Source organism: Kitasatospora hibisci (assembly GCF_043950205.1).
Classification (GTDB): domain Bacteria; phylum Actinomycetota; class Actinomycetes; order Streptomycetales; family Streptomycetaceae; genus Kitasatospora; species Kitasatospora hibisci.
Genome location: NZ_CP171642.1, coordinates 7,004,356 through 7,023,830 on the forward strand (window position 1 = coordinate 7,004,356; position 19,475 = coordinate 7,023,830).

The following is a 19,475-nucleotide window of genomic DNA, read 5'->3' on the forward strand; positions in this document are numbered from 1 at the left end:
TCGGTCAGGCTGCGGGGTCGCCGGAGCGGCAGGAGTACGGTGAACAGCCGTCCGCCGGGCCGAACTCGGCCTCGTCGGCGGCGAGCCGTTCCTCCAGGGCGAGCTGTTCGCGGCGCGTGAGACGGTCGATCGGCGCCGCGGACAGCGGCACGCGGGACCGGTGCAGGTAGGCCTGGCCGAGCAGCGGCCTACCATCCGCGTTGGCCCGGGCGTTTCCGGCACGGATCTGCGCGTCGAAGTCGACGACGTCCACCCACTCCTCGGGGTCGCCGTCGCGTATCGCCCTCCACTGGGCGTTGCCGTGGTACGGGCACCCCAAGCAGCTGCTCTTCGGGGTGCTCTCCAGGCCGTGCTCGGCGAGCAGGCCGAGGCAGTCGCCACGCGACAGGCCCAGCTCGATCAGCGGGAACCGGTTGCGCGTGTACTTGACGTCGGCGTCCTTCGCGCGATGGAATTCGTCAGTGCTGATGCCGATCCACTGCTCAGCGAAGATGCCGGCCGGTATTCGCTCCGGATATGGGTATCCGAGAATTTCCCGAACCTGCCGCTTAATGGGTTTGATCTTATATTCGCCGGTGCATTGGCGTCGTGTCATCCCAGGTGAGCCGTCTTGGTTGAGGATGTAGAGCGGCATGCTGGCGAACCGGTGTGAGGGGTCGAGGGCATCGTTTCTGATGTTTCCCGAGGAAACCCGAAGGATGGGTATGCCGGCAGGCTTGGCTATTTCTCGCTCGACGCGGTCGAGGTGCTCGTAGACCTTTTTCGGTTCCCAGCCGGTGTCCGCGAAAATGGCGCAGTCCAGGCGGGGGAGTTCACCGAGTGCGGAGAGCAGCAGGAGGGTGGTGGACTGCACGCCGGCGCCCAGCGAGAGGGTGCGCACGGCCGGCGCGGTGGCGGCCGTGGCCACGGGGGCGAGGCGACGGCTCATGCGGCGGCCTCCGCCTTGGCCTTGGCCCGCTCGGTGATCGCCGCAGTCTGCCGGGAGGATGCCTTGCCGATCACGTCGGCGCCGGGCTCCTTGTACCAGGGCCGCAGTTGCAGCAACGCGGGCTTGATCCCGGTCGCGAAGAGCAGGGCCGAGCCCTTCTTGAGGGCACGGATCTGGTCGGCCGGCAGGATCCGCTCCTGCCGCATCGACACGGAAGTCGAGCGCCCGGACTCGGACGTGGAGTGCGAGACCGTCTCGACGTCGTGCTCGCCGACGAGGCGGGACAGCTTGTCGGCGAAGTCCGCGTCATCGATGCCGCTACCGACGAGCTTGATCGTGGCGGCGGACCACATGGCGTCCATGCCGACCTCGCCCCACACCCGCTGGCCCTGCCGGTAGGACTGCAGGATCGTGATCGGGATGACCCCGCGCGAGCCCAAGTGCGAGTACAGATCGGGGAGATCGCCGATCTTGCACACGTTCGCGGCCTCGTCGAGCACCGCGAGCAGCGGCGGGTCGAGGCGCCCGCCGTCACGCTCGGCCTGGATGACCGCGGTGCGCATCACCGAGTCCGCGGCGGCGGCGATCAGCGCCGAGGCACTGCCGCCGCCGTCCTTGCTCAGCAAGTAAAGGGTGTCCCGGCGGGTGACGAAGTCGGCCGGCTTGAACTCCGGCAGCGTGTCGCTCGGGGTGACCCAGGCGGAGATCTTTGGATCGAGCAGGCACGCGGCGTACTGCCTCGCCGTTTCGAAGATGCCGTCACGCGTCTCCACCGCGCCGGAGACCGTTCCCTGCAACTGGGCAGCGATGGCGGTCAGTTGGTTGGCCTTGAGAATGTCGATCGGCGTGCGGTCGGCGGGCTGGGCAAGCCAGCCGAGCACATCGGTGATCGGGCGTCCGTCCGCGCCGGCAGCCAGGAAGAGCGCGGTGAGCGTGTTGGCGGCGGCGGTGGACCAGAAGTCGCCCTGCTCGCCCTCGTCGACGGCGGCCGTGACGAAGTGCTGGGCCAGGCGCCGGGCACCGGGCAGGTCCTTGGCATCGGCGAGCGGATCCCACCACATCGCCTGCTCGGTGTGGGCGATCTGCTGCGGGTCCATCGTCCACACCCGCCCGACCGCGGTACGGGTGTCGAGGGTGACGGTGTAGGCGTCGCCTGCGGCCTTGTTGGAGGTGAGCAGGACGGGGCCGGGAGCCCGCAGGATCGACGGGACGGCCAGCGAGGTCGTCTTGCCGCTTCGCGGGGCCATGATGGCGACCGCGACGTCCTCCCAGGACGTGCGGACCTCGGGGCCGTTCTCGCCGAGGTTGCCGAGCAGGATGCCGGTGTCGTCGGGCTTGATCGATCCGGGCTTCGCGTCGGCGAGGCTGGGGCGCAGGCTCCGGGCCTTGGCGGTGATCTCCTTCGGTAGGAGGACGGCCAGGTCGCGGCCGGTGGCCAGCCCGGCGCTCTTGGACCGGCGGCGCTTGAGCACCCAGCCAGCGCCGATGCCGGCCAGGAGGGCGAAGAGCAGGCCGGGGACGATCCGGGCACCGACCATGAGTTGCACCGAGCCGAGCGCGGGCCACAGCCGCCCGGGGTGAAGGGCGGCGACGACGGGCTGGTAGGGCTTCCACGCGCCCGCGCCGAACAGGTAGTTGGTGACGTTGCCGCCGACCCAGGCGAGGGAGCCGTAGGCGGCGAGGGCAAATCCGGCACCGATCAGGGTGTAGAGGAGTGCGTCGGTACCGGGAGAGGACGAAGGGGCCTTGGGGGAAGAGGAGGGGGAGGGCAGAGAGAGTCCTTGCGGGGAAGACCCGGGCGCGGGGCGGGGCACGCGGGGTTGGGGAAGGCCACTGGTGAGGGCCTAGGGACGGCCGGGCGGCGGCGTGGCGCAGTCACGCGCTGGAGGCCTGGGCCGGAGAACTGCCGGTCAGCGACGCGGTGAGACGGCGCTGTTCGCCGGGGTCCAGGACCGGGCGACGGACGCTGGCATGGCGCGGACCGGGGCGGGGCGGGTGCAGGCGGCCAGGGTGCGGTGACGGCCGTTGGAGTGGTCGAGGTCGGCCAGCTGGCAGGCGGCGTGGGCCAGGGAGTGGTCGCGGTGCAGCGGTGGTGCGGTGCCATCGGGGCGCATCAGCGGGGCGATGATGCGTACCTCGTGGCTGTCGAGACGCAGCGCGATCCACCGGCAGCCGGCCGACGGGTCGGCGGCGGGGACGATGCCGGTGGCGGCCAGGACCCGCCGGGCGGTGGCCGCCCACTGGGCGTCGGTCAGGGGCGGGGCGTCGGGGTGGTCGCGGATCGTGCAGTGCCACACGTCGCGGCTGCGGCCCGGCCGCCGATCCCGCTCAGACCCGAATCCGCAGGTAGTGCGGCGTACGTCGGGCTGATACGGCGACAGGTGCCCGTGCTGGTTTGAGATGATCGAGGTTCTCTACGCCTAACCACTCAACCTGCAAGGACACCTGTCTGGTGAAGAAGATATCGCGTCGTCGTACCGCCTCCCGCACCTCCGGCGGGCGCTGGACCAGGTTGGACGCTCGGGTGGGTGGGGTGGACGGGTCGCTGACCGAGAACGGCGGCCTGGTGCTGGTGGCCGAGCTGGACCGGGTGCTGGGGGTCACGGCCGCTCTTGACGCCGGGATCGGGCCGGTCAAGGTACGTGATCGGGGCCTGTCGGGTGGGGAGTTTGCGCTGGCAACGGCGGTGGTTCAGCTGACCGGCGAGGACCACCTGGTCGGCTTCGACCGGCTGCGCGCGGACGTGGTGGGCGAGGGGCTGCTGCCCGCGCCACTCCCGGCCGCGACCACCGCCGCCACCTTGGCGGCACGCTTCGGCCAGGTGCAGCGCGAGGGCATCGAGACCGCGTGCGCCAAGGTCACCGCCCGCGCGCTCGCCGCGCTGCCGGCCAGGGATCGGGCCCCGATCCTGTCCGGGTCGGTCACTATCGACCTGGACGCCAAGGACGTCGAGGTGTTCTCCACCCGCAAGGAACGGGTCGTCCGCTCCTACAAGGGCGAGGTCTCGGGGCGGGTGCACGCCGCGCACTGGGCCCAGGCCGGCACCGTCCTGGCCGCCGATCTCCTCGACGGCCGCTCGGACGGCCGCACCGTCGCCCCTGCCCAGATCGACCGGGCCGTGGACGCCGTGCGCACGGCCGGAGCCACCGGGCAGATCCTGATCCAGGGCGATACGGGCTACTACGCGGGGAGGGTCGCCGAGAAGATCGTCGCCCGCCGGGCGCTGTTCAGGCTTGCCGTACCGCGAAGCCGACCGCTGTGGCGGGCGGTGGCCGCCGTGCACGTCGACGACTGGATCGACGCCCTGGACTACCCGGCCGCGCAGGTCGCACTGTTGGACTACGCGCCACCCGGCTGGCCCGAAGGCACCCGGGTGATCGCGCGACGGGTGCGCTACGACGCCGCCGAACTGTCCGCCGACCCGCGCTCGCGCCGCTCGCGCACCGTCGGCAAGGACCAGCTCGCCCTGGTCCTGGAAGGCCTGGAGGAACAGGCATACGCCTACTCGTTCATCGCCACCAACGAGCCGTTGGACCTGGACGAGGAGGTCGCGGTGGCGGAGTGGGAGTTCCGCCGCCGCACCAGGATCGAGGAACTGTTCCGCGACACCGCGCACGGAGCCGGACTCAACCACCTGCCGTCCGGCTCCCACGCCGTCAACAGCATGTGGATGTGGGGCGCGCTGCTGGCCTACAACCTCACCGCCTGGCTGCAGACGCTCGCCCCGATCGGCCGGGCCCGCCGCCGCATCGCCACCGTGCGACGGCTGCTGATCCGCCGCGCCGCCCGCTGGACCACGACCGCCCGCCGCCACGAACTCCACTTCACCGCCGAAGCCCGCGAGCTGATCGCCAACACGCTGGCCCGGATTCGAGCCCACCGGCACCTGACGGCCACCTGACCTACCGCCCCTACCGGCCCGAACCACCCATCCCCGCCCTGGAAAGCCGTCCACCCGGCACGACAGCCGGACCGTCGGCCTACCCGGAAACCCTGAACCCGGGCCAACGGCCAGCACAGAGATCAACTGACGGACCGTCGGCCACTACCTGCGGATTCGGGTCAGACCCGAATCCGCAGGTAGTGGCCGACGGCCTGTCAGTTGATCTCTTTGGCTGGTCGTCGGCTGGAGTGTGGGGTATGTGGGTAGGCCAATGGCCCGGCTGGCGCGTCGGGTGGGCGGCTTTCCAAGGCGGTGGCGGGTGATTCTGGACCGGTCGGGGCGGTCGGTCAGGCGGACTGGAGGCGGCGGTGGGCTCGGATGCGGGCCAGTGTCTGGCCGATCAGGCTGGCCGCTGCGGCGGTGAACCGGAGCCGACGGCGGCGACCGGTGCTGGTCAACCGGGCGGCGCGGGCGATGAGCAGGCGACGGACGGTGGCGATGCGACGGCGTGCGGTGCCGATGGGTGCGAGCATCTGCAGCCAGGCGGAGAGGTTGTAGGCCAGCAGCGCGCCCCACATCCACATGGCGTTGACGGCGTGGGACGCGGAGGGCAGGTGGTTCAGGCCGGCGCCGTGGGCGGTGTCGCGGAACAGTTCCTCGACCTCGGTGCGGCGACGGAACTCCCACTCCGCGAGCGCGATCTCCTCGTCCAGGTCCAGCACCTCGTTGGTCGTGAAGAACGAGTAGGCGAACGCCTGATCGGCGATGCCGTCCAGCACCAGGGCGAGCTGGTCCCTGCCGACGGTCCGCGAGCGACGCGAGCGCGCGTCGGCCGAGAGGTCGGCCGCGTCGTAGCGGACTCGTCGGGCGATCACCCGGGTGCCTTCCGGCCAGCCGGCCGGTGCGTGGTCCAGCAGGGCGGCCTGCGCGTCGGGATAGTCGAGGGCGTCGATCCAGTCGTCCTCGTGCACGCGGGCGACCGCTCGCCACAGCGCCGTGCTGCGTGGGACGCCGAGCCGGAACAACGCGCCACGGGCCACGATCTTCTCGGCGACCCTGCCCGCGAAGTAGCCGGTGTCCCCCTGGAACAGGACCTGTCCTGTGGCGTTGGCCGCGCGGACGGCGTCCACGGCCCGGTCGATCTGGCCGAGGGCGTGGGTGCGGCCGTCGGAGCGGCCGTCCAGCAGGTCCGCGACCAGTACCACGCCGGCCTGGGCCCAGTGCGCGGCGTGCACCCGTGCGGAGATCTCGCCCTTGTAGGAGCGGACCACCTGTTCCTTGCGGGTGGAGAACACCTCGACGTCCTTCGCGTCCAGGTCGATGGTCACCCGCCCGGACAGGATCCGGGCCCGCTCGGTGACCGGCAGCGCTGCCAGCGCCCGCCCGGTCAGCTTCGCGCACGCGGTCTCCACGCCCTCCCGCTGCGGCTGCCCGAACCGGGCCGCGAGCGTGGCGGCTGTGGTAGCAGCCGGGACCGGTGCGGGCAGCAGCCCTTCGCCGACCGCATCCGCGCGCAGACGGTCGAAGCCGACCAGGTGGTCCTCTCCGGTCAGCTGCACCACCGCGCAGGCCAGCGCGAACTCGCCCCCGGACAGGCCCCGGTCGCGCTCCTTGACCGGGCCGATCCCCGCGTCCAGCGCGGCGGTGACCCCCAGCACCCGGTCCAGCTCGGCAACCAGCAGCAGGCCGCCGTTCTCGGTCAGCGACCCGTCCACCCCGCCCACCTGGGCGTTCAGACGGGTCCAGCGACCACCGGGAGTACGGGAGGCGGTACGGCGACGCGATATCGTCTTCACCAGACAGGTGCACTTTCACGTTCGAGTCGATTAGGCGTAGGAACCTCAATCTTCTCAAACCGAAGGCGCACCTGTCGTCGTATCAGCTACCAGCCTCCGCCACTACCTGCGGATTCGGGTCAGAGCGGTGGAGGCGCAGAAGTCCGTCCAACTCGGCGACCAGCGAGTCGAGTTCGCCGGTGCCAGGGGCGGGGAGATCGGAGATCCCGCGCCAGGCGCCGATGACGCTCACGCGCGGGTGGCCAGGCAGGCGCAGGACGTGGTGCTGGGCGGAGACGAGCAGGTCGCGGGTGCTCGCATAACGCGTGATGGAAGGAATCAGGGGAGGACCTTCGTCAGCGCCCGCGTGCCCGACCGGCCGCGCTGCTCCAGTACGCCGACTCGGCGGAGGCGGGTCGGGAGAACGGGGGACGCGGCGGTGTCCGGCCCGCCGCGGTAGAGCGGCTGGACGGCAGGGACCACGCGGGCTGCGCGGAGAACCGCGCGGCCCCGTGGGTGGCGGCGTACTCGGCTGCGAGCTGGTCGAGTTCGGCGATGCGCTGCGCGTTCTCGGGCAGCCATGCCACGATTTCTCCGCCGCCACCGTGGTTGGGCTCGCTGCGGAGGTATGCCGCGTCGGCGTCGTCCACGCTCGGGTGGCCGGTGGAGACCCACCAGAAGCTGTCGAGGTACTCGACGTCCCACTCGTGGTCGAAGTCCGGGTGGCTGGAGTCCTTGGTGTACTCGAAGGCGTAGAAGCCGACGGACCAGGTGCCGGCGCTCGACTCCCAGAAGACGTGTTCGCGGTTCAGGCTGATGGGGCTTCTCCTGGTGGTGTGGGGTTCAGCGCGTGTGGCGCGCGGAGGTTGCGGGTGGGGGCTGCGCCGGGGACTGCGCGGTGGAGGCGGTGCCGATGCTTCGGACCGCAGCCGAGCGGATTCGGGCCGGGTGGCCGGCCAGGGCGCGAAGCTGCGGGGGCAGTTCGGTGAGGTCGGCGCCGGCCTGCCAGATCTCATCCGCGGCCAGGCCGAGCGGCTGCCACAGGTATCCGCCGCCGGGCCGGTCCTTGACCCACCGGCTTGCGGTGGCGACCGCGTCGGACAGCGCCTCCAACGTGCCGCCGTCGCGGACGATCTCCTCCACCAGGGCGGCGACCTCGGCGGGGCCGGAGGCGCTGCGGATCTGGTCGGCGACTTCGCGCAGGGCTTCGGTGGCCTGAACGTGCAGGGGCTTCGGGGGCATGGTCTCCTTCGGGGTGGCTACCGGGCCCGGCCGGGCACTGGGGGCGGCAGCGCGGGCTGGTGCGTGACGGGATCGGAGCTGTGGACGGCTGTGGTCGGGGTGGCGCTGACGGGCGGGCCAGTGTGGTGCGTGACGGGATCGGAGCTGTGGACGGCTGTGGTCGGGGTGGCGCTGACGGGCGGGCCAGTGTGGTGCGTGACGGGATCGGAGCTGTGGACGGCTGTGGTCGGGGTGGCGCTGACGGGCGGGCCAGTGGTGGTGCGCGCAGCCGGTGACTGGGCGCGGGCGGCGCTGGCGCGGGCCGCGAGCGGGTCGGTCGGCGGGGGGTGCGGCGTGGAGGCGGCAAGCGCTGACATGCGGACGGCAGCGTCGGCCCCGGTCTGGAACCAGGAGGCGACCTCCCCGCGCTCGTACGGGAATCCGTGCGCGTGCCGGGCGGCTTCTGCTCCCGCCGTGAAGACGGCGCCGACGGCATCCACCAGGTTGTCCCGGCCGACGACCATCTGGCCGGCCACAGCCGCGACGTCCTGGAAGTCGTCCATCTCGGCGATGACGTCTGCCAGTTCACCGAGCAGGGTGCTCAGTTCGCCGAGGATCTCCAGCGCCTGTTCCCCCGAGGGGGAGATTCGCAGCTGCGGATCGACCTCGACGGCGTAGCCGGCGCGCTCGAGGCGGCCGGCGCCCTCGTCGACCAGGGCCAGCCGGGTGAGCGGGCCTTCGAGGGAGTGGAGGGAGACCGGATGCGGGGCGTTGCGCGGTGGAGCGAAACCGAGCGGCGCCAGCAGGGCAAGTGCGGCCTGGTCCGCCCCGTGCACCTCGGCATAGCCGAAGGCCCCGGGGCTGATACGGACCGGCTCGGTCACCGCCGCACCGTGGTGCCGGCCGTGGCGGTCGGCACGCCTGCTGATGCCGCCGCGGGTCGTGCGGAGCGCGGAGCAAATCCGGCCTCGGGCACGGTGCGCTGGGCGGCGGCGGCCCGAGGAGAACGCACGACGCTGTCGGCAGGGAAATCCGTGCCGTAGCCATGCAGCCGGGTGGTGATCTGCTCCAGGTGCAGCCGCAGCAGGACGACGGTGGCGCTGGCCTGCCCCAGCTGCTCGGCCGCGCCGCGAGCGGCCGGACTGGTGCTGGCGCTGCTGGTTGTCTCGGCGGCCAGCCGCAGGGCCTCCTCGACTTCGTGGAGCAAGGGCTCCAGCAGGACCAGCGGGCGTGCGATGTCGCTGGGCAGGGCGCTGGCGACGAGGGAGTCACTCAGGCGGCGAACCGCCCAGGCGGCGACGCGGGAACTTTCGCCGTCGTCGGGCTGGCTGTGGGAGAGGGCGGTGATCAGGCTCAAGTCTGGTGCGGGCCTTCCGCGTTAGAACGGGTTCTCAGTGCTGCGGTCGGCGTCGGTGGCCGCGTCGAGCAGCTCGGGCAGGTCGCCCGGTGCGGCCTCGCGCTGGTCCACCCACCATCCGGCGCGGTCGACAGTGCGAGCCCGCTCCTCGATCGCCTGCCACTGCTCCTCGGTGACGTCGCCCTCGGTCACGAGCTTCTGGTAGGCGGTGGTCACGAGCTGGTGGCGGCAGCGCTCGCCCCAGGCGAGGATCGTCGCGGGCCCGGACAGCGGCGGCATGCCGTACTGCGCGGCCCACTCCGTGGCGGCCTCCTGCTCCTCGGCGCGGCGGGCGGCGATCCACACGGCACGCTCCTCGTCACGGTTGCCGTCTCGCTGGGTGCGCCAGCAGTCTGTGCAGTCCCGCCCTGCGAGCCAGCGGGCGTAGCCGGCGCGGCGGTCGGCCGGGCGGTTGGTGAGGTCGTGCTCGACCTCGTGCCCACAGGAGTGGGTGACGGTCCATCGGGTATTGACGGCCAAGAGGTGGTCCTTCGAGTGGTCAGCGGGTGTGGATGCTGTAGGCCAGGCGGGGGTCGACCGGCTGGGCAGCGGCTTCGACGGGCTGGGCGGCGGTGACCCGGCCAAGGCGCAGGCTCGTGGTGGTGGCTGCCCGGGCGCGGGCGCCGAGCGTGGGCGAGACGGCTGGCCGGGAGGCCTGGACGGGCTGTCCCACGCGGGCGGGGGCCGCGGCGGAGATCGTCTCCAGGTCGCGGCGGACGCCACCGAGGGTGGTCTGCGTCTGCTCCAGCACCGCCGACACCTGCTCGGGATCCAGCGCCTGGGGGTCGTCGCGCAACTGCTGGGAGAGCCCGGCCAGGATCTCCTCGACCGCGACGAGGGTGTCCTGCCGGTTGCTCAGCAACGCGCCCATCCGGCTGTCCTGCGAGGCCTGCGCGGGAGCCGGGTGCAACTGAGTGGCGAACGGATCCAGCCCGACCGCCGGCGCATCGGTGCGCTCCGGGTCCTGCTTCACCACTGGGAAGATCCGTGTGGCGAACGGATCCTCCACCACCTCGGCTTTGGCGGGCGGATCGGCGGCGACCTTGATCAGACGGGTGTTGAACAGGTCACCGGGATTGTCGGGGGTGTGTTCCGGGTCGTACGCGGCGTCCGCCGCGACACTCAGCCCGGCCGCGCGAAGCCGCGCGACGGTGTCCGTGGCCCGCTCGATGCCGCCCGCCTCCTGCCTGGTCAGGGCGAAGAGCGTCGGATGGTCGGGCATCCGGTAGAAGCCGGCCTTCGCCAGGATCCGGGCGGCGTCCGGGCTGTTGCTGGTGTTGGTGGCGGTGATGCCGTGGTCGGGGTGGCTGCCCACGGCCACGTCGGTGCGCCCGGCCGCCGCGGGGGCCGGCGGGGCCATCGGGGTGCCGGGGGTGACGATCTTCGTGCCGAGTCCTGCGGCGACCGAAGAGGGGGAGGGGTAGCCCGGGTGGGCGTCGTACTCGAATCCCGGGTCCGGGCGGACCTCGGCACCGGTGGCGCGCAGGGCCGCCACCGTCTGGCGGGCGTGGAGGATCAGGCTGTCGGTTTCGCCGGTGAATGCGTAGTCGCCGGTGCCGGGGATGGGGGTGAAGCCGTAGTCGGCCAGCAGGCGCCGCTGCCGGTAGGTGGTGTGCTCCAGGCCGGTGGCGGCGACACCGTGCTGGGGGTGGCGGACGATGCGGATGGTGGGGCTGTCGGGGATGCGGCTCTCCTAGAGCGTGACGGCGGTGGAGGGGGCGGTGGACACCGTGTGGGCAGCGGGCGCGGCCTGGATGATCGGGCCGGCGGGCACCCCGAGGGCGCTGACGGCGCTCGCCGCGGTGGCGCGAATGCTGCGCGTCGTGGCGATCGGCGCCGCGACGGCGGTAGCGAGGTCGGTCAGGCCGGACTGGACGGCGGCCAGGTTTTCGACCATGGCGGTCGCCTGGAGTCGGGCGATGCCCACTTGGGCGCCGAGGATCTCGCCCTGATCCGGGGGCAGCTGGGCGATGAACGCCTGTGTGGAGTCGAGCAGTTCGATGAGGTTCGGCAGCGCCCCTGTCTTCGGGTCGAGGGCGACGTCCAGTACGTCTGCCACGTCGCGGCTGTCGGTGAGGCTGCGCAGGTTGACCGTTTCGAGGGCCAGGTCCTCGGCGGCTTCGGCGAGCCGGTCCGCGGAGGCCGGCGGCGTGGCGAGTCCGACGGTGGCGACCTGAAGGCCCAGGCCCTGCAGGACCAGGCTGGCCCGGGCCGCCGCCACCAGAGCCTGCCGCTCGTTCACGCCGTCGGGCGGCAGGTAGATGTCTCGGTCGGGCGCCGAGCCGTCGTAGCGGAAGCCGCACTGGCGCAGGACGTCGGGCACCAGGCCTTCGGTGGAGTCGGTCGCGGTCGCCGCGACGATCCCGTCGGCTGGGTGCCTCGCGAAGACCACGTCGGCTCCGTCTACGGGCAGGTGACGGGAGGGAACCGGCACGGTGGTGCTGTCCGGCTTGCCCGCCGTGAGGAGATACGCGGCCTGGGCGGCCCGGGCGACGGCATCCGGTCCGCTGAACAGGTACTCCCCGGCGCCGACGCCGCGGCTGGCGCCGTTCTGCTGAAGGAGCCGGTGAGCGCTGTCGGGAGCCTCGGGCCCGAGCCGGGCGCTGATGGCACCGTCCGGGCCCGGCCCGAAGGAGATGTCGGACAAGGAGGGTCCTCGCTTGGTGAAGTGGGTAAACGAAGGTGGTCAGCGCCGCCGGCCGGGCGCGGCCGTCGGGGCCGGGCTGGCAGCCTCGCGCGACTGTCCCGGGGCGAAGGCCCGTCGGGGCAGGGCGGCGGCGCGCACACGCGCGGACGTCGGCGGCCGGGTCTCGCGCAGAATGAGCTGCCGGAAGGTCCGCCGGACGTGACCCGCGAAGGATTCGGGAGCGTCGCCAGTGACGAACGTCTGCGCGGTGGGGAGATGGTGGCGCAGCTCCAGGTAATGGTCCGGCCGGCCGCGCTCGGAGGCGATCATCCACTCGTCCTCGTCGAACGTCCGCCGCGCCTCCACCAGCAGCTCCCCCCGCGCGATCATCTCGGTGACCACTCGCGAGTCCTGCGAGAGCAGCCGGCTCAACCTGCTGTCGGCCTCGGCACGGGCCGTCCGCGCGGTCGCCGCGGCGTCCGGGAACGGGCCATCGGAGGTGAGCCAGGCGTAGTGGCGGACCACGTCGGCCGAACGCTGGTGCGGCGCGTGCCAGTTGCGCACCTGCTCGCCGGCGGCTACGAGCAGACCGACGGCGGCTGCCGCGGCATCGGCCTGCTCGAACATCGGAACCGACCGGTGCATGTGCCAGGCCCCGAGAGGCTCGGCCCGGTACCAGAAGCCGGCCTCGTCGAGGATCCCTTCGATGGCAGGCTCGAGGTGGCGCGGGGCGATGACGAACTCGCCCCAGTCGAAATCCCAGCCGAAGCTCAGGACTTCGCGACGGCGGACGGTCACCGGCACCGGGCGGGAACGGCCGCTGCCGGGGCGGGCGCGGTGGTGGCCGGCAGGCGGTGCTGTGCCTCCTTGATGCGGGCCAGCAGGTCGGCCTCGGCCTGGTCGCGGGCGGCTGCGGCGTCCTCCAGGATCTCCAGCTGGTCGGACAGGTCGGCGAGCAGCTGGGCGTCGACCCTGCGCTGGCGGTCGGCGCAGATCAGCAGGCGCACACGCTCGAACGCGACGGCGGTCTCGGCCTTCGTCAGCGCGCGGTGGGCGTCCAGCACGCGCGCGGCCTGGGCGGTCAGGCGGGCATCCTCGGCGTTGAGGGCGGCGATGCTGGTGCCGAGAGCCGCCTCGACGCGGGAGTCCAGGCGGGTGAGCGAAGCGGGCAAGGGGCAACTCCAGGGAGCGGGGCGTGAAGGGGGCGGGTCGTCCGGGCGCGAGCCGGGCGTAGGTGCTGAGCCGCGGCTGCAGCGGAGCCGCAAGGGCGGGAAGCCGGAACGGCGGTGGGATGGGTGATCAGCGCGCCCGGCTGGCGGCAGCCGACGTGGCGGCGACGACCGTGGCGGGAGCCTGATCGAGGTTGGCCGTGCTGGCGGGCTGCGCGGAGGCGGAGCGAATCCCGCCCGAGCTGGCCCGTGCCGCCGCGGCGGCAGTGGGCGGCGGGGGCTGAAGCGGCAGCCGCCCGTCCCGTGACCAGAGGTGGGCCTCGTCGCTGAAGCGGGAACCCGGATCGGTGTCCCAGGGGACTACCGGCCCGCGCTCGTACGCGTACAGGTTGATCACCTCGATGCCGTGCGGATGCAGGACATACCCCCAGTCCAGCCAGCCGGTGTCGTCGTGGGTGACGATGTCCTTGGCAGGTGGGGAGCCGTCCGGGGTGATGATGCCGCGGGCGTCCAGCTGCTTGCTGGGATCGTCCCAGGCGGCCAAAGCGGTACGCAGCCTCTCGGGGGCGCCGTCGAGTAGGTCGTTGCCGAGGACCGACCAGCCGATGACCGGAGCGTCGATGAGGTGACCGGCCATGGCCTCGACGTCGCCGGAGAAGCGGTGCTGGTAGGCGGTCAGCAGCAGGGGCAGCTGGTGGCTGGGGTAGCCGTCGTAGTGGCAGTAGATGCCGGTGTAGCCGCCGGAATCGGTGGGACGGGCGATGACCGAGCGAGTAGACAGAGGGCCCTCCACAAGGGGCGAGGAGAAGGGGGAGGTCGGCCGGGCCGTCAGCGCGAGCGGCTGGTGCCCGCTGCGGCGGGCGAATGGTCCGCGTGGTCGACGGGGAGGGCCGCGGGCGAGATCGCGGCGGTCGCGGTGCGGGAGGAAGCTGCCGCGCGTCGGGACGGGGCCGGCGGCAGGCTCGGCGTTGTCGGCCACTCGAGCGCGGCCTTCGCGGAGTCGAGATCCGGGTACCGCGAGACGCCGAAGAAGCCGGCGCCCTCGGTCGCGAGGATCACCGCGTCGCCGTGTTCGGAGTAGCTGGCCAGGAAGCTGGTCGTGCCGGCCGCTTCGCTGCGGCGCGCGTGGACAACCAGGTGGCCCGCCGCGATGTCCGAGGCCACGTGGTGCCTCCAGATCGTTCCCGGCTCGCGGGTCAGCATGGGACCGGGCTCCTTGGCGGGGTCGACGGCCTGGAACTGCTCTTCCTTCGAGTAGAGGCGCAGCACGTTGTAGCCAGCCGTGGTGAGCAGGCGGGTGGCGTCGGCGATGATCCTCGGCGCTGTCGACTCGGCGGTGTCTCGTCGGAGCCTGTGCAGCCCCGACATGTCGTCGCGGACGAAGCCGGCCTGCTCCAGCCGCTGGCGGCTGGAGCGGTCGACGGGCATGGCGGCGACCGCGTCGAGCGTTGGGTCGACGGCAATGGTGATGGTGGGTGAGGGCACGGTCCTCCGGTCGGGAGTAGTCGGTGCGGGGAAGACGGGCGACGCGGCTACTCCTCGTCGGCGTCGAGGTCCGGGCTGGACTGCGCGTCGTGGATGTAGCCGAACACGATCCGCTCCAGCTGGCCGAGCAGGAGGCCGTTGTGCAGCCGGAAGGCGTCGAGGCGCTCGGCGACGTAGTCCTGCCGGTCGGCCTCGGCACGCGCAACCCGGGCGAGGTTCCGCGTGGACAGCCGGCCCCATTCCAGGAGGTCGGTGGGCGTCGCGAGTTCCATCCACACCCAGATCCCCGAGCCCAGCTTGAGGATGCCGCGGGGGTGGAACATCCCCGAGCGACGGCGAGGATTGGGGCTGCGGCGCTCGCCGAAGCCACGCACCAGGCCGTGGGCCAACTTGTCGAGGGCAGCGGCCTGGACGTGGGCTTCAAGATCGGCGCCGGAGAGGCGCTTGCGGACCTCCGATTCGAGATCGCCCTTGCGGAAGCGCCCGGTCTCGTCGGTGACAGTACGGGCGGCCTCCTCGACGATCTCCCACAGCCGCACTTCGGCGATTGCGCTCACGCGGCATCACGCTCCCGCCACGCCTCGGCCATCTCGGCCAGGGCCGCCATCGCCTGCTCGATCACCTCGCTGGTGATCGCCCGGCCGGTCAGCATGAACTGCTGGTCGTAGAGCTTCACGGTGTCGGTGCCGCGGGCTTGCGCGAGCGGTGGCACCACCTCGCACAGGAACTGGGTGGCCACCCGGCGCTGCCGGACCTCCTCCTCCGCCCGCTCCTTCCGCTCTGCCCACGCAGCCGGAAGGCTCAGCTCGCCCTCGACGACCTTGTCCGCCAACTCCGGATCCTCTTCGCGAAGGCGGGCGAGCTGGGACTCCACGGACTCGGCCTTGGCCTTGTTCTCCCGGGCGGTCTTGTACGCCTCGTCCAGACCCATGGCGCCGCTGATCACCTGGTCCACGAGATCGGAGGCATGCCGGACGACGGTCAGGGCCTGACCGATCCTCCCGAGGGAGACGCCGGCCTGTTCACTGACTGAACGAGCGGAGAGTTCACCCGCTGAACGGCCCTCGTGTTCAGCCGCCGAACACGCCTTGGCGGCGACCATGGCGATCTGGCCCTTGGTCAGGTTGCGTCGACGGATGTTGACCGAGAGCGTGAAAGCGTCCGGGTCGGGGCCGTCGTAGGTGGCGAACTTCGGCTCGACACCGGCGATTTCACATGCGCGAAGGCGGTTGCGCCCGTCGAGGAGGCGGCCGTGGTCGTCCAGCATGATGGGGTGGTACTGGCCGTGCTTCTTGATGTCCTCGGCGAGGGCCAGTAGCTCGTCGTTGTCGAGCATGGGGAAGGTGTCGGCGGTGGGGTGGAGCTCGATGATGGTGTCCAAGAGTTGATGGGATGGGTGGCAGCGCAGCCCGGTGTGGGACACCGACCGCTACGTCGTGGGTGACAGTTCTCGGGGGCCGGCCTTCATGCGACTGTCGGTGTCGTAGAGGTGGCGCTCGGCGGGGTGGAGCAGGTGCTGCACCACGAAGCTCCGCCCGGCGATCTTGTAGAGCCCTCGGCCGCGGGTCAGCGCGGCGATGGCTTGGGTCTCAACTCCGGTCAGTCCCAGCAGGCTTGCGGTTGCCGCGAGCTGGTCTGGTTCCTGGCGGTAGATGATCCGGGTCGCGCAGTCGGTGAGCAGGCCCTCGGCCAGGGCTCGGCCTCGGGAGCCGGCGTCGCCGGCCGACAGGAGGTCGGAGAGGCGGTGGATGACCAGGACGTTGGCGATGCCGAGGCCGCGGCTGAGCTTCCACTGGGCCTGCATGCGTTCCAGCAGTGGGAGGTGGCGCAGGAGGCGCCATGCCTCGTCGTAGATGACCCAGCGTCGCCCGCCGCCTGGGTCGGACAGTGCGGCTTCCATCCAGGCGGAGGCGCAGGTCATGGCCAGGATCAGGCCGGTGTCGTCGCCGGCCGAGCCGAGCTGGGACAGGTCGATGCTCAGCATCGGCGCCTGCGGGTCGAACTCGACGGTCGAAGGGGCGTCGAACATGCCGGCCAGGTCGCCCTGGACGAGACGGCGCAGCGCGTGGGCGAGGTCCTCGGCGGCGGCGCCGAGGCGGCGGGCCGGGTCGCCGAGGGCGTCGTCGAGGCGGCTGGCCTTGCCGAGCATCGAGGCGACATCGCCGAGCAGAGGGACGCGGCCGGTGCGCTCGGCGTCGGCGACGACCTCGTCGAGTGCGATGTCGAGGGCGGTGTGCTCCATCGGAGCGAGGTCGCGGTGGAGCACGGTGCGGGCCAGGCTCGCCAGGAGTAGCAGGCGGCGCTTGCGGACCTCGGTCGCCCAGTCCGCCGGGTCGGCGCCGACCGGCGCGGTCGGCGCATCCAGGGGGTTGAGCCTGCCTCGCATCCCGGGGCCGAGCGCGATGGTGCGCCCGCCGAGGGCCTCGGCCACGCCCGTCCACTCGCCCTTGGGGTCGCAGGGGACGTAGACCTTGTAGCCGTGGGCGATGCTGCGCAGGGCAAGGGACTTGGCGAGCGCGCTCTTGCCCATGCCGATGACTCCGGCCAGCAGGACGTTGGGGTTGGTGAAGCCCTCGACCTTCCCGTACAGCTCGAACGGGTCGAAGCAGAATCCGGCTTCTGCGTGGACGTCTCGGCCGATGTACATGCCTCCGGAGCCGAGGCCGCCCTCCGCGAGGAAGGGGAATGCCCCGGCCGCGACGGCGGTGGTCATGCGGTGGGCGGGGAGGCGGAGCTTGCCGCCGCGGGCGGAGGCGGGGCCGGGGCGGCCGGCGCCCGGGTAGACAGGCCGGGCGTCGAGTTCGTCGACGGCGGTGACGGTGCGGGCGTCGGGCCGGTCGGCGAGGCGGGCCTCGCGCTGGGCGGCGACGAGGTCGCGGCGTGCCTGGCGGCGCTTGCTGCGGTCGCCGCGGGCAGGGGTGAACAGCGCGCTGGCGCTGGTGCTGGTGCGAATTCGCAAGGGCTGGTGGGCCTCTCTCGGCTGCCGGTCAGCGGCGGATCATGCCGGGGGCGGGTGCGTGCAGGTCGGTGGGTGTGGTGAAGTGCCGGACCCGGGTGGAGGCCTTGAGGTGGCGCTGGCAGATCGTCAGATCCGGGGCCCCTTCGGGGAGCCGGGTGGCGCAGGCCTCGCGGGTGGGCAGGCGTCCGTCGGCACGCGGGGCGGCGTGGTACGCGGCGTGCAGATGCTCGCTGACCTGCCACATCCTGATGCGGGCGTTGTGGAGCTCGTTGCCCTCGGCGGCCACGTGGGCGCGCGTGCGGACGGTGGCCTGGTCGAGGAGCAGGTGCATGGCGACGGCGTGCTCGTGGAGCGCGTCGAGTTCCGCGCGGGTCAGCGGCTGGGTGCTGGTGAGCTCGGTGTCGCGGTGGCAGGAGAGGGAGGCGGTGGCGAACCCGATCAGGTTCGGCGCGTCGTGCATGGGGAGCCCTTCGATGGTCAAAGGCGGGCCAGCGGGAGGGCGGCGGCGGTGAAGGCCTCGGCCTGCTGGAGGCTGAGGCGGCGCAGGTCGATCAGGGCGGCTACGGCGGCGGTCTCGACCTGGGCGCAGGCGGCGCTGAGCTGGTCGGCGTCGTCGGCGCTGACGACGAGCAGGCCGGTCATCGCTACGTCGGCGTGGCCGGCGATCAGCTGCAGCTCGCGCTGCTTGACGTCCTGGTACTCGACGGTGTCGGCCTCGGAGTCGACCTGGCCGCGGCGTACGCGCTCGGCGGCGTCGGAGATGATCGTGGCCTTCTTGCGTTGGACGTCCTTGAGCGCGGCGTCCAGGTGCTGCGGGGTGTAGAGCAGCGAGAGGGTGCGCCGCACGCCGGAGGAGTACAGGAGCTGGTGGAGGAAGCCCGCGCTGGTCTCGGTGCGGGGCCACTGCTCGATCCAGAAGACGGCGTGGTGTGCGCTGTCGGTGCGGATCTTCTCCGGCTCCTCGACGAGGACGACGGGGCCGGCGGCGGCGATGTCGGCCTCGGGGCGGCCGGAGTCGGACCAGCGCTCCAGTGCGCCGAGGACGGCCGGGTCGTAGGCGGTGCGCACGGTGGCGGCGATCTCGCCTGCGGTGAGCCAGCCGCCGGGGGTGAGTCCGGCGCCTCTGATGGACTGGTCGAGGGAGGCAGTGAGCTGGGCGAGGACCGCGAAGGCGCCGGTGAGTCCGCCGCCGGCCTGGTTGATCAGGCGGCGTGCCTCGCGCAGGTCCAGGGCGATGGCAATGTACGCCTCGTGCGGGGCGGCGGCCGGTCCGGAGGCGGCCAGGAGGTCCTCGTAGATCGGACCTGCGACCGGGGTGGAGGGCTGGCCGTGCTCGAGCCAGTACCGCTGGAGGGCGTCGCCCGAGTCGGGAACGGTGCGCTCCATCACCTGGATGCGGGCGATCTGCCCCGAGCGTGACAGGGCGGCCAACGCCCTTCCCCAGCCGGTGACGTTGCTGGACTGGGTCGAGGGGTCGAGCAGGGCGAACGCGCGGCTGCTGACGCGGGTGACGGCAGTGAGGGTGCCCTGCTGCTGGTCGTGGACCGCGCCGAGCCGGCCGTCGGGGGAGGTGACGGCGCGCAACGAGGCGGCGGTGCCGGGCAGGTGGAGCAGGCCCTCGACGCGGGGCCGGGTCGAGGGGCGGGCCAGCCAGATCAGCTGGCCGCGGGTGCGCCGCAGCCAGTAGCGCACGGCGATCGGCGCCCACTCGGCCAGCGACCGGCCGCGTATTCGGACGACGACGGCGATGGCCATCAGCACCCACAGGGGCGTGAGGGTGAGCGCCCCGACGATGCCGGCCGTCATCAGCACGGCGAGCAGGACGGCGCCACCGATCGCGGTGAGCACAAGCTGCGGGAGGGTCAGGCCGAGGAGGATGCCCCGGCGGCTTCTGGCGGGGAACTTGATGGTGGCGGGGGTCTCGCTGGTGCTCAGGAGGAAGTGCTCTCTTGGTGCGGGGGCGGGAGGGCGACCCGGGGCCCTCCCGGCGGCGTGGCCGGGAGGGGGCAGAACTGTCTCTGCCGGCGGGGTGC

At 72.3% G+C, this 19,475-nt stretch carries 21 protein-coding genes; 1 reads left to right on the top strand and 20 read right to left on the bottom strand.

Annotated features, from left to right (window positions below; all coding sequences use genetic code 11):
* Positions 1-4: 4 nt before the first annotated feature.
* From ACF9IK_RS30595 to ACF9IK_RS30605, 3 genes are all read right to left on the bottom strand, one after another.
* Positions 5-928 (bottom strand): hypothetical protein, encoded by a 924-nt coding sequence (locus ACF9IK_RS30595; protein WP_395297301.1) that lies wholly within the window; start codon positions 926-928, stop codon positions 5-7.
* Positions 925-2,700: a type IV secretory system conjugative DNA transfer family protein gene (locus ACF9IK_RS30600; RefSeq protein WP_395298724.1), complete on the bottom strand. Its 1,776-nt coding sequence runs from the start codon at positions 2,698-2,700 to the stop codon at positions 925-927. The genes ACF9IK_RS30595 and ACF9IK_RS30600 overlap by 4 nt, the downstream gene beginning before the upstream one ends.
* Positions 2,701-2,838: 138 nt before the next feature.
* Positions 2,839-3,225: a hypothetical protein gene (locus ACF9IK_RS30605; protein ID WP_395297302.1), complete on the bottom strand. Its 387-nt coding sequence runs from the start codon at positions 3,223-3,225 to the stop codon at positions 2,839-2,841.
* Positions 3,226-3,380: 155 nt separating this feature from the next.
* On the opposite strand from ACF9IK_RS30605, the gene ACF9IK_RS30610 reads away from it, so the two are divergent.
* A complete protein-coding gene (locus ACF9IK_RS30610) occupies positions 3,381-4,829 on the top strand; it encodes an IS1380 family transposase (protein WP_395292754.1) in 1,449 nt (482 codons plus the stop codon).
* A gap of 329 nt (positions 4,830-5,158) precedes the next feature.
* On the opposite strand, the gene ACF9IK_RS30615 is transcribed toward ACF9IK_RS30610, so the two are convergent.
* The 17 genes from ACF9IK_RS30615 to ACF9IK_RS30695 all read right to left on the bottom strand — a co-directional run bounded on the left by ACF9IK_RS30615 (position 5,159) and on the right by ACF9IK_RS30695 (position 19,377).
* A complete protein-coding gene (locus ACF9IK_RS30615) occupies positions 5,159-6,607 on the bottom strand; it encodes an IS1380 family transposase (RefSeq protein WP_395292486.1) in 1,449 nt (482 codons plus the stop codon).
* A 335-nt stretch (positions 6,608-6,942) separates the two neighbouring features.
* Entirely contained in the window at positions 6,943-7,173 is a 231-nt protein-coding gene (locus ACF9IK_RS30620) for a hypothetical protein (RefSeq protein ID WP_395297303.1), read from the bottom strand.
* Between the two features lie 256 nt (positions 7,174-7,429).
* On the bottom strand, positions 7,430-7,828 hold the full coding sequence (locus ACF9IK_RS30625) for a hypothetical protein (RefSeq protein ID WP_395297304.1): 399 nt from the start codon (positions 7,826-7,828) through the stop codon (positions 7,430-7,432).
* A gap of 17 nt (positions 7,829-7,845) precedes the next feature.
* Complete coding sequence (locus ACF9IK_RS30630) at positions 7,846-8,691, bottom strand: hypothetical protein (RefSeq protein ID WP_395297305.1); 846 nt, start codon at positions 8,689-8,691, stop codon at positions 7,846-7,848.
* On the bottom strand, positions 8,688-9,164 hold the full coding sequence (locus tag ACF9IK_RS30635) for a hypothetical protein (RefSeq protein WP_395297306.1): 477 nt from the start codon (positions 9,162-9,164) through the stop codon (positions 8,688-8,690). The genes ACF9IK_RS30630 and ACF9IK_RS30635 overlap by 4 nt, the downstream gene beginning before the upstream one ends.
* Before the next feature lie 21 nt (positions 9,165-9,185).
* The gene (locus tag ACF9IK_RS30640) at positions 9,186-9,683 is read right to left on the bottom strand and encodes a hypothetical protein (protein WP_395297307.1); all 498 of its coding nucleotides are present in this window, start codon (positions 9,681-9,683) and stop codon (positions 9,186-9,188) included.
* Between the two features lie 19 nt (positions 9,684-9,702).
* The gene (locus ACF9IK_RS30645; protein ID WP_395297308.1) at positions 9,703-10,698 is read right to left on the bottom strand and encodes a hypothetical protein; all 996 of its coding nucleotides are present in this window, start codon (positions 10,696-10,698) and stop codon (positions 9,703-9,705) included.
* A gap of 198 nt (positions 10,699-10,896) precedes the next feature.
* On the bottom strand, positions 10,897-11,850 hold the full coding sequence (locus ACF9IK_RS30650; RefSeq protein WP_395297309.1) for a hypothetical protein: 954 nt from the start codon (positions 11,848-11,850) through the stop codon (positions 10,897-10,899).
* Between the two features lie 39 nt (positions 11,851-11,889).
* Entirely contained in the window at positions 11,890-12,627 is a 738-nt protein-coding gene (locus ACF9IK_RS30655) for a hypothetical protein (RefSeq protein ID WP_395297310.1), read from the bottom strand.
* Entirely contained in the window at positions 12,624-13,001 is a 378-nt protein-coding gene (locus ACF9IK_RS30660; protein ID WP_395297311.1) for a hypothetical protein, read from the bottom strand. The genes ACF9IK_RS30655 and ACF9IK_RS30660 overlap by 4 nt, the downstream gene beginning before the upstream one ends.
* Positions 13,002-13,128: 127 nt before the next feature.
* Complete coding sequence (locus ACF9IK_RS30665; RefSeq protein WP_395297312.1) at positions 13,129-13,791, bottom strand: hypothetical protein; 663 nt, start codon at positions 13,789-13,791, stop codon at positions 13,129-13,131.
* 35 nt (positions 13,792-13,826) lie between these two features.
* Positions 13,827-14,483: a hypothetical protein gene (locus tag ACF9IK_RS30670; protein ID WP_395297313.1), complete on the bottom strand. Its 657-nt coding sequence runs from the start codon at positions 14,481-14,483 to the stop codon at positions 13,827-13,829.
* Positions 14,484-14,530: 47 nt separating this feature from the next.
* Complete coding sequence (locus tag ACF9IK_RS30675; protein WP_395297314.1) at positions 14,531-15,040, bottom strand: hypothetical protein; 510 nt, start codon at positions 15,038-15,040, stop codon at positions 14,531-14,533.
* Entirely contained in the window at positions 15,037-15,864 is an 828-nt protein-coding gene (locus tag ACF9IK_RS30680) for a ParB N-terminal domain-containing protein (protein ID WP_395297315.1), read from the bottom strand. Before ACF9IK_RS30680 ends, ACF9IK_RS30675 begins: the two co-directional genes overlap by 4 nt.
* A gap of 48 nt (positions 15,865-15,912) precedes the next feature.
* Positions 15,913-17,442, bottom strand: a complete 1,530-nt coding sequence (locus ACF9IK_RS30685; RefSeq protein WP_395297316.1) for an ATP-binding protein — start codon at positions 17,440-17,442, stop codon at positions 15,913-15,915.
* Between the two features lie 28 nt (positions 17,443-17,470).
* Positions 17,471-17,902 (bottom strand): DUF6238 family protein, encoded by a 432-nt coding sequence (locus tag ACF9IK_RS30690; RefSeq protein WP_395297317.1) that lies wholly within the window; start codon positions 17,900-17,902, stop codon positions 17,471-17,473.
* A gap of 17 nt (positions 17,903-17,919) precedes the next feature.
* On the bottom strand, positions 17,920-19,377 hold the full coding sequence (locus tag ACF9IK_RS30695) for an SCO6880 family protein (RefSeq protein WP_395298725.1): 1,458 nt from the start codon (positions 19,375-19,377) through the stop codon (positions 17,920-17,922).
* Between the last annotated feature and the right edge of the window lie 98 nt (positions 19,378-19,475).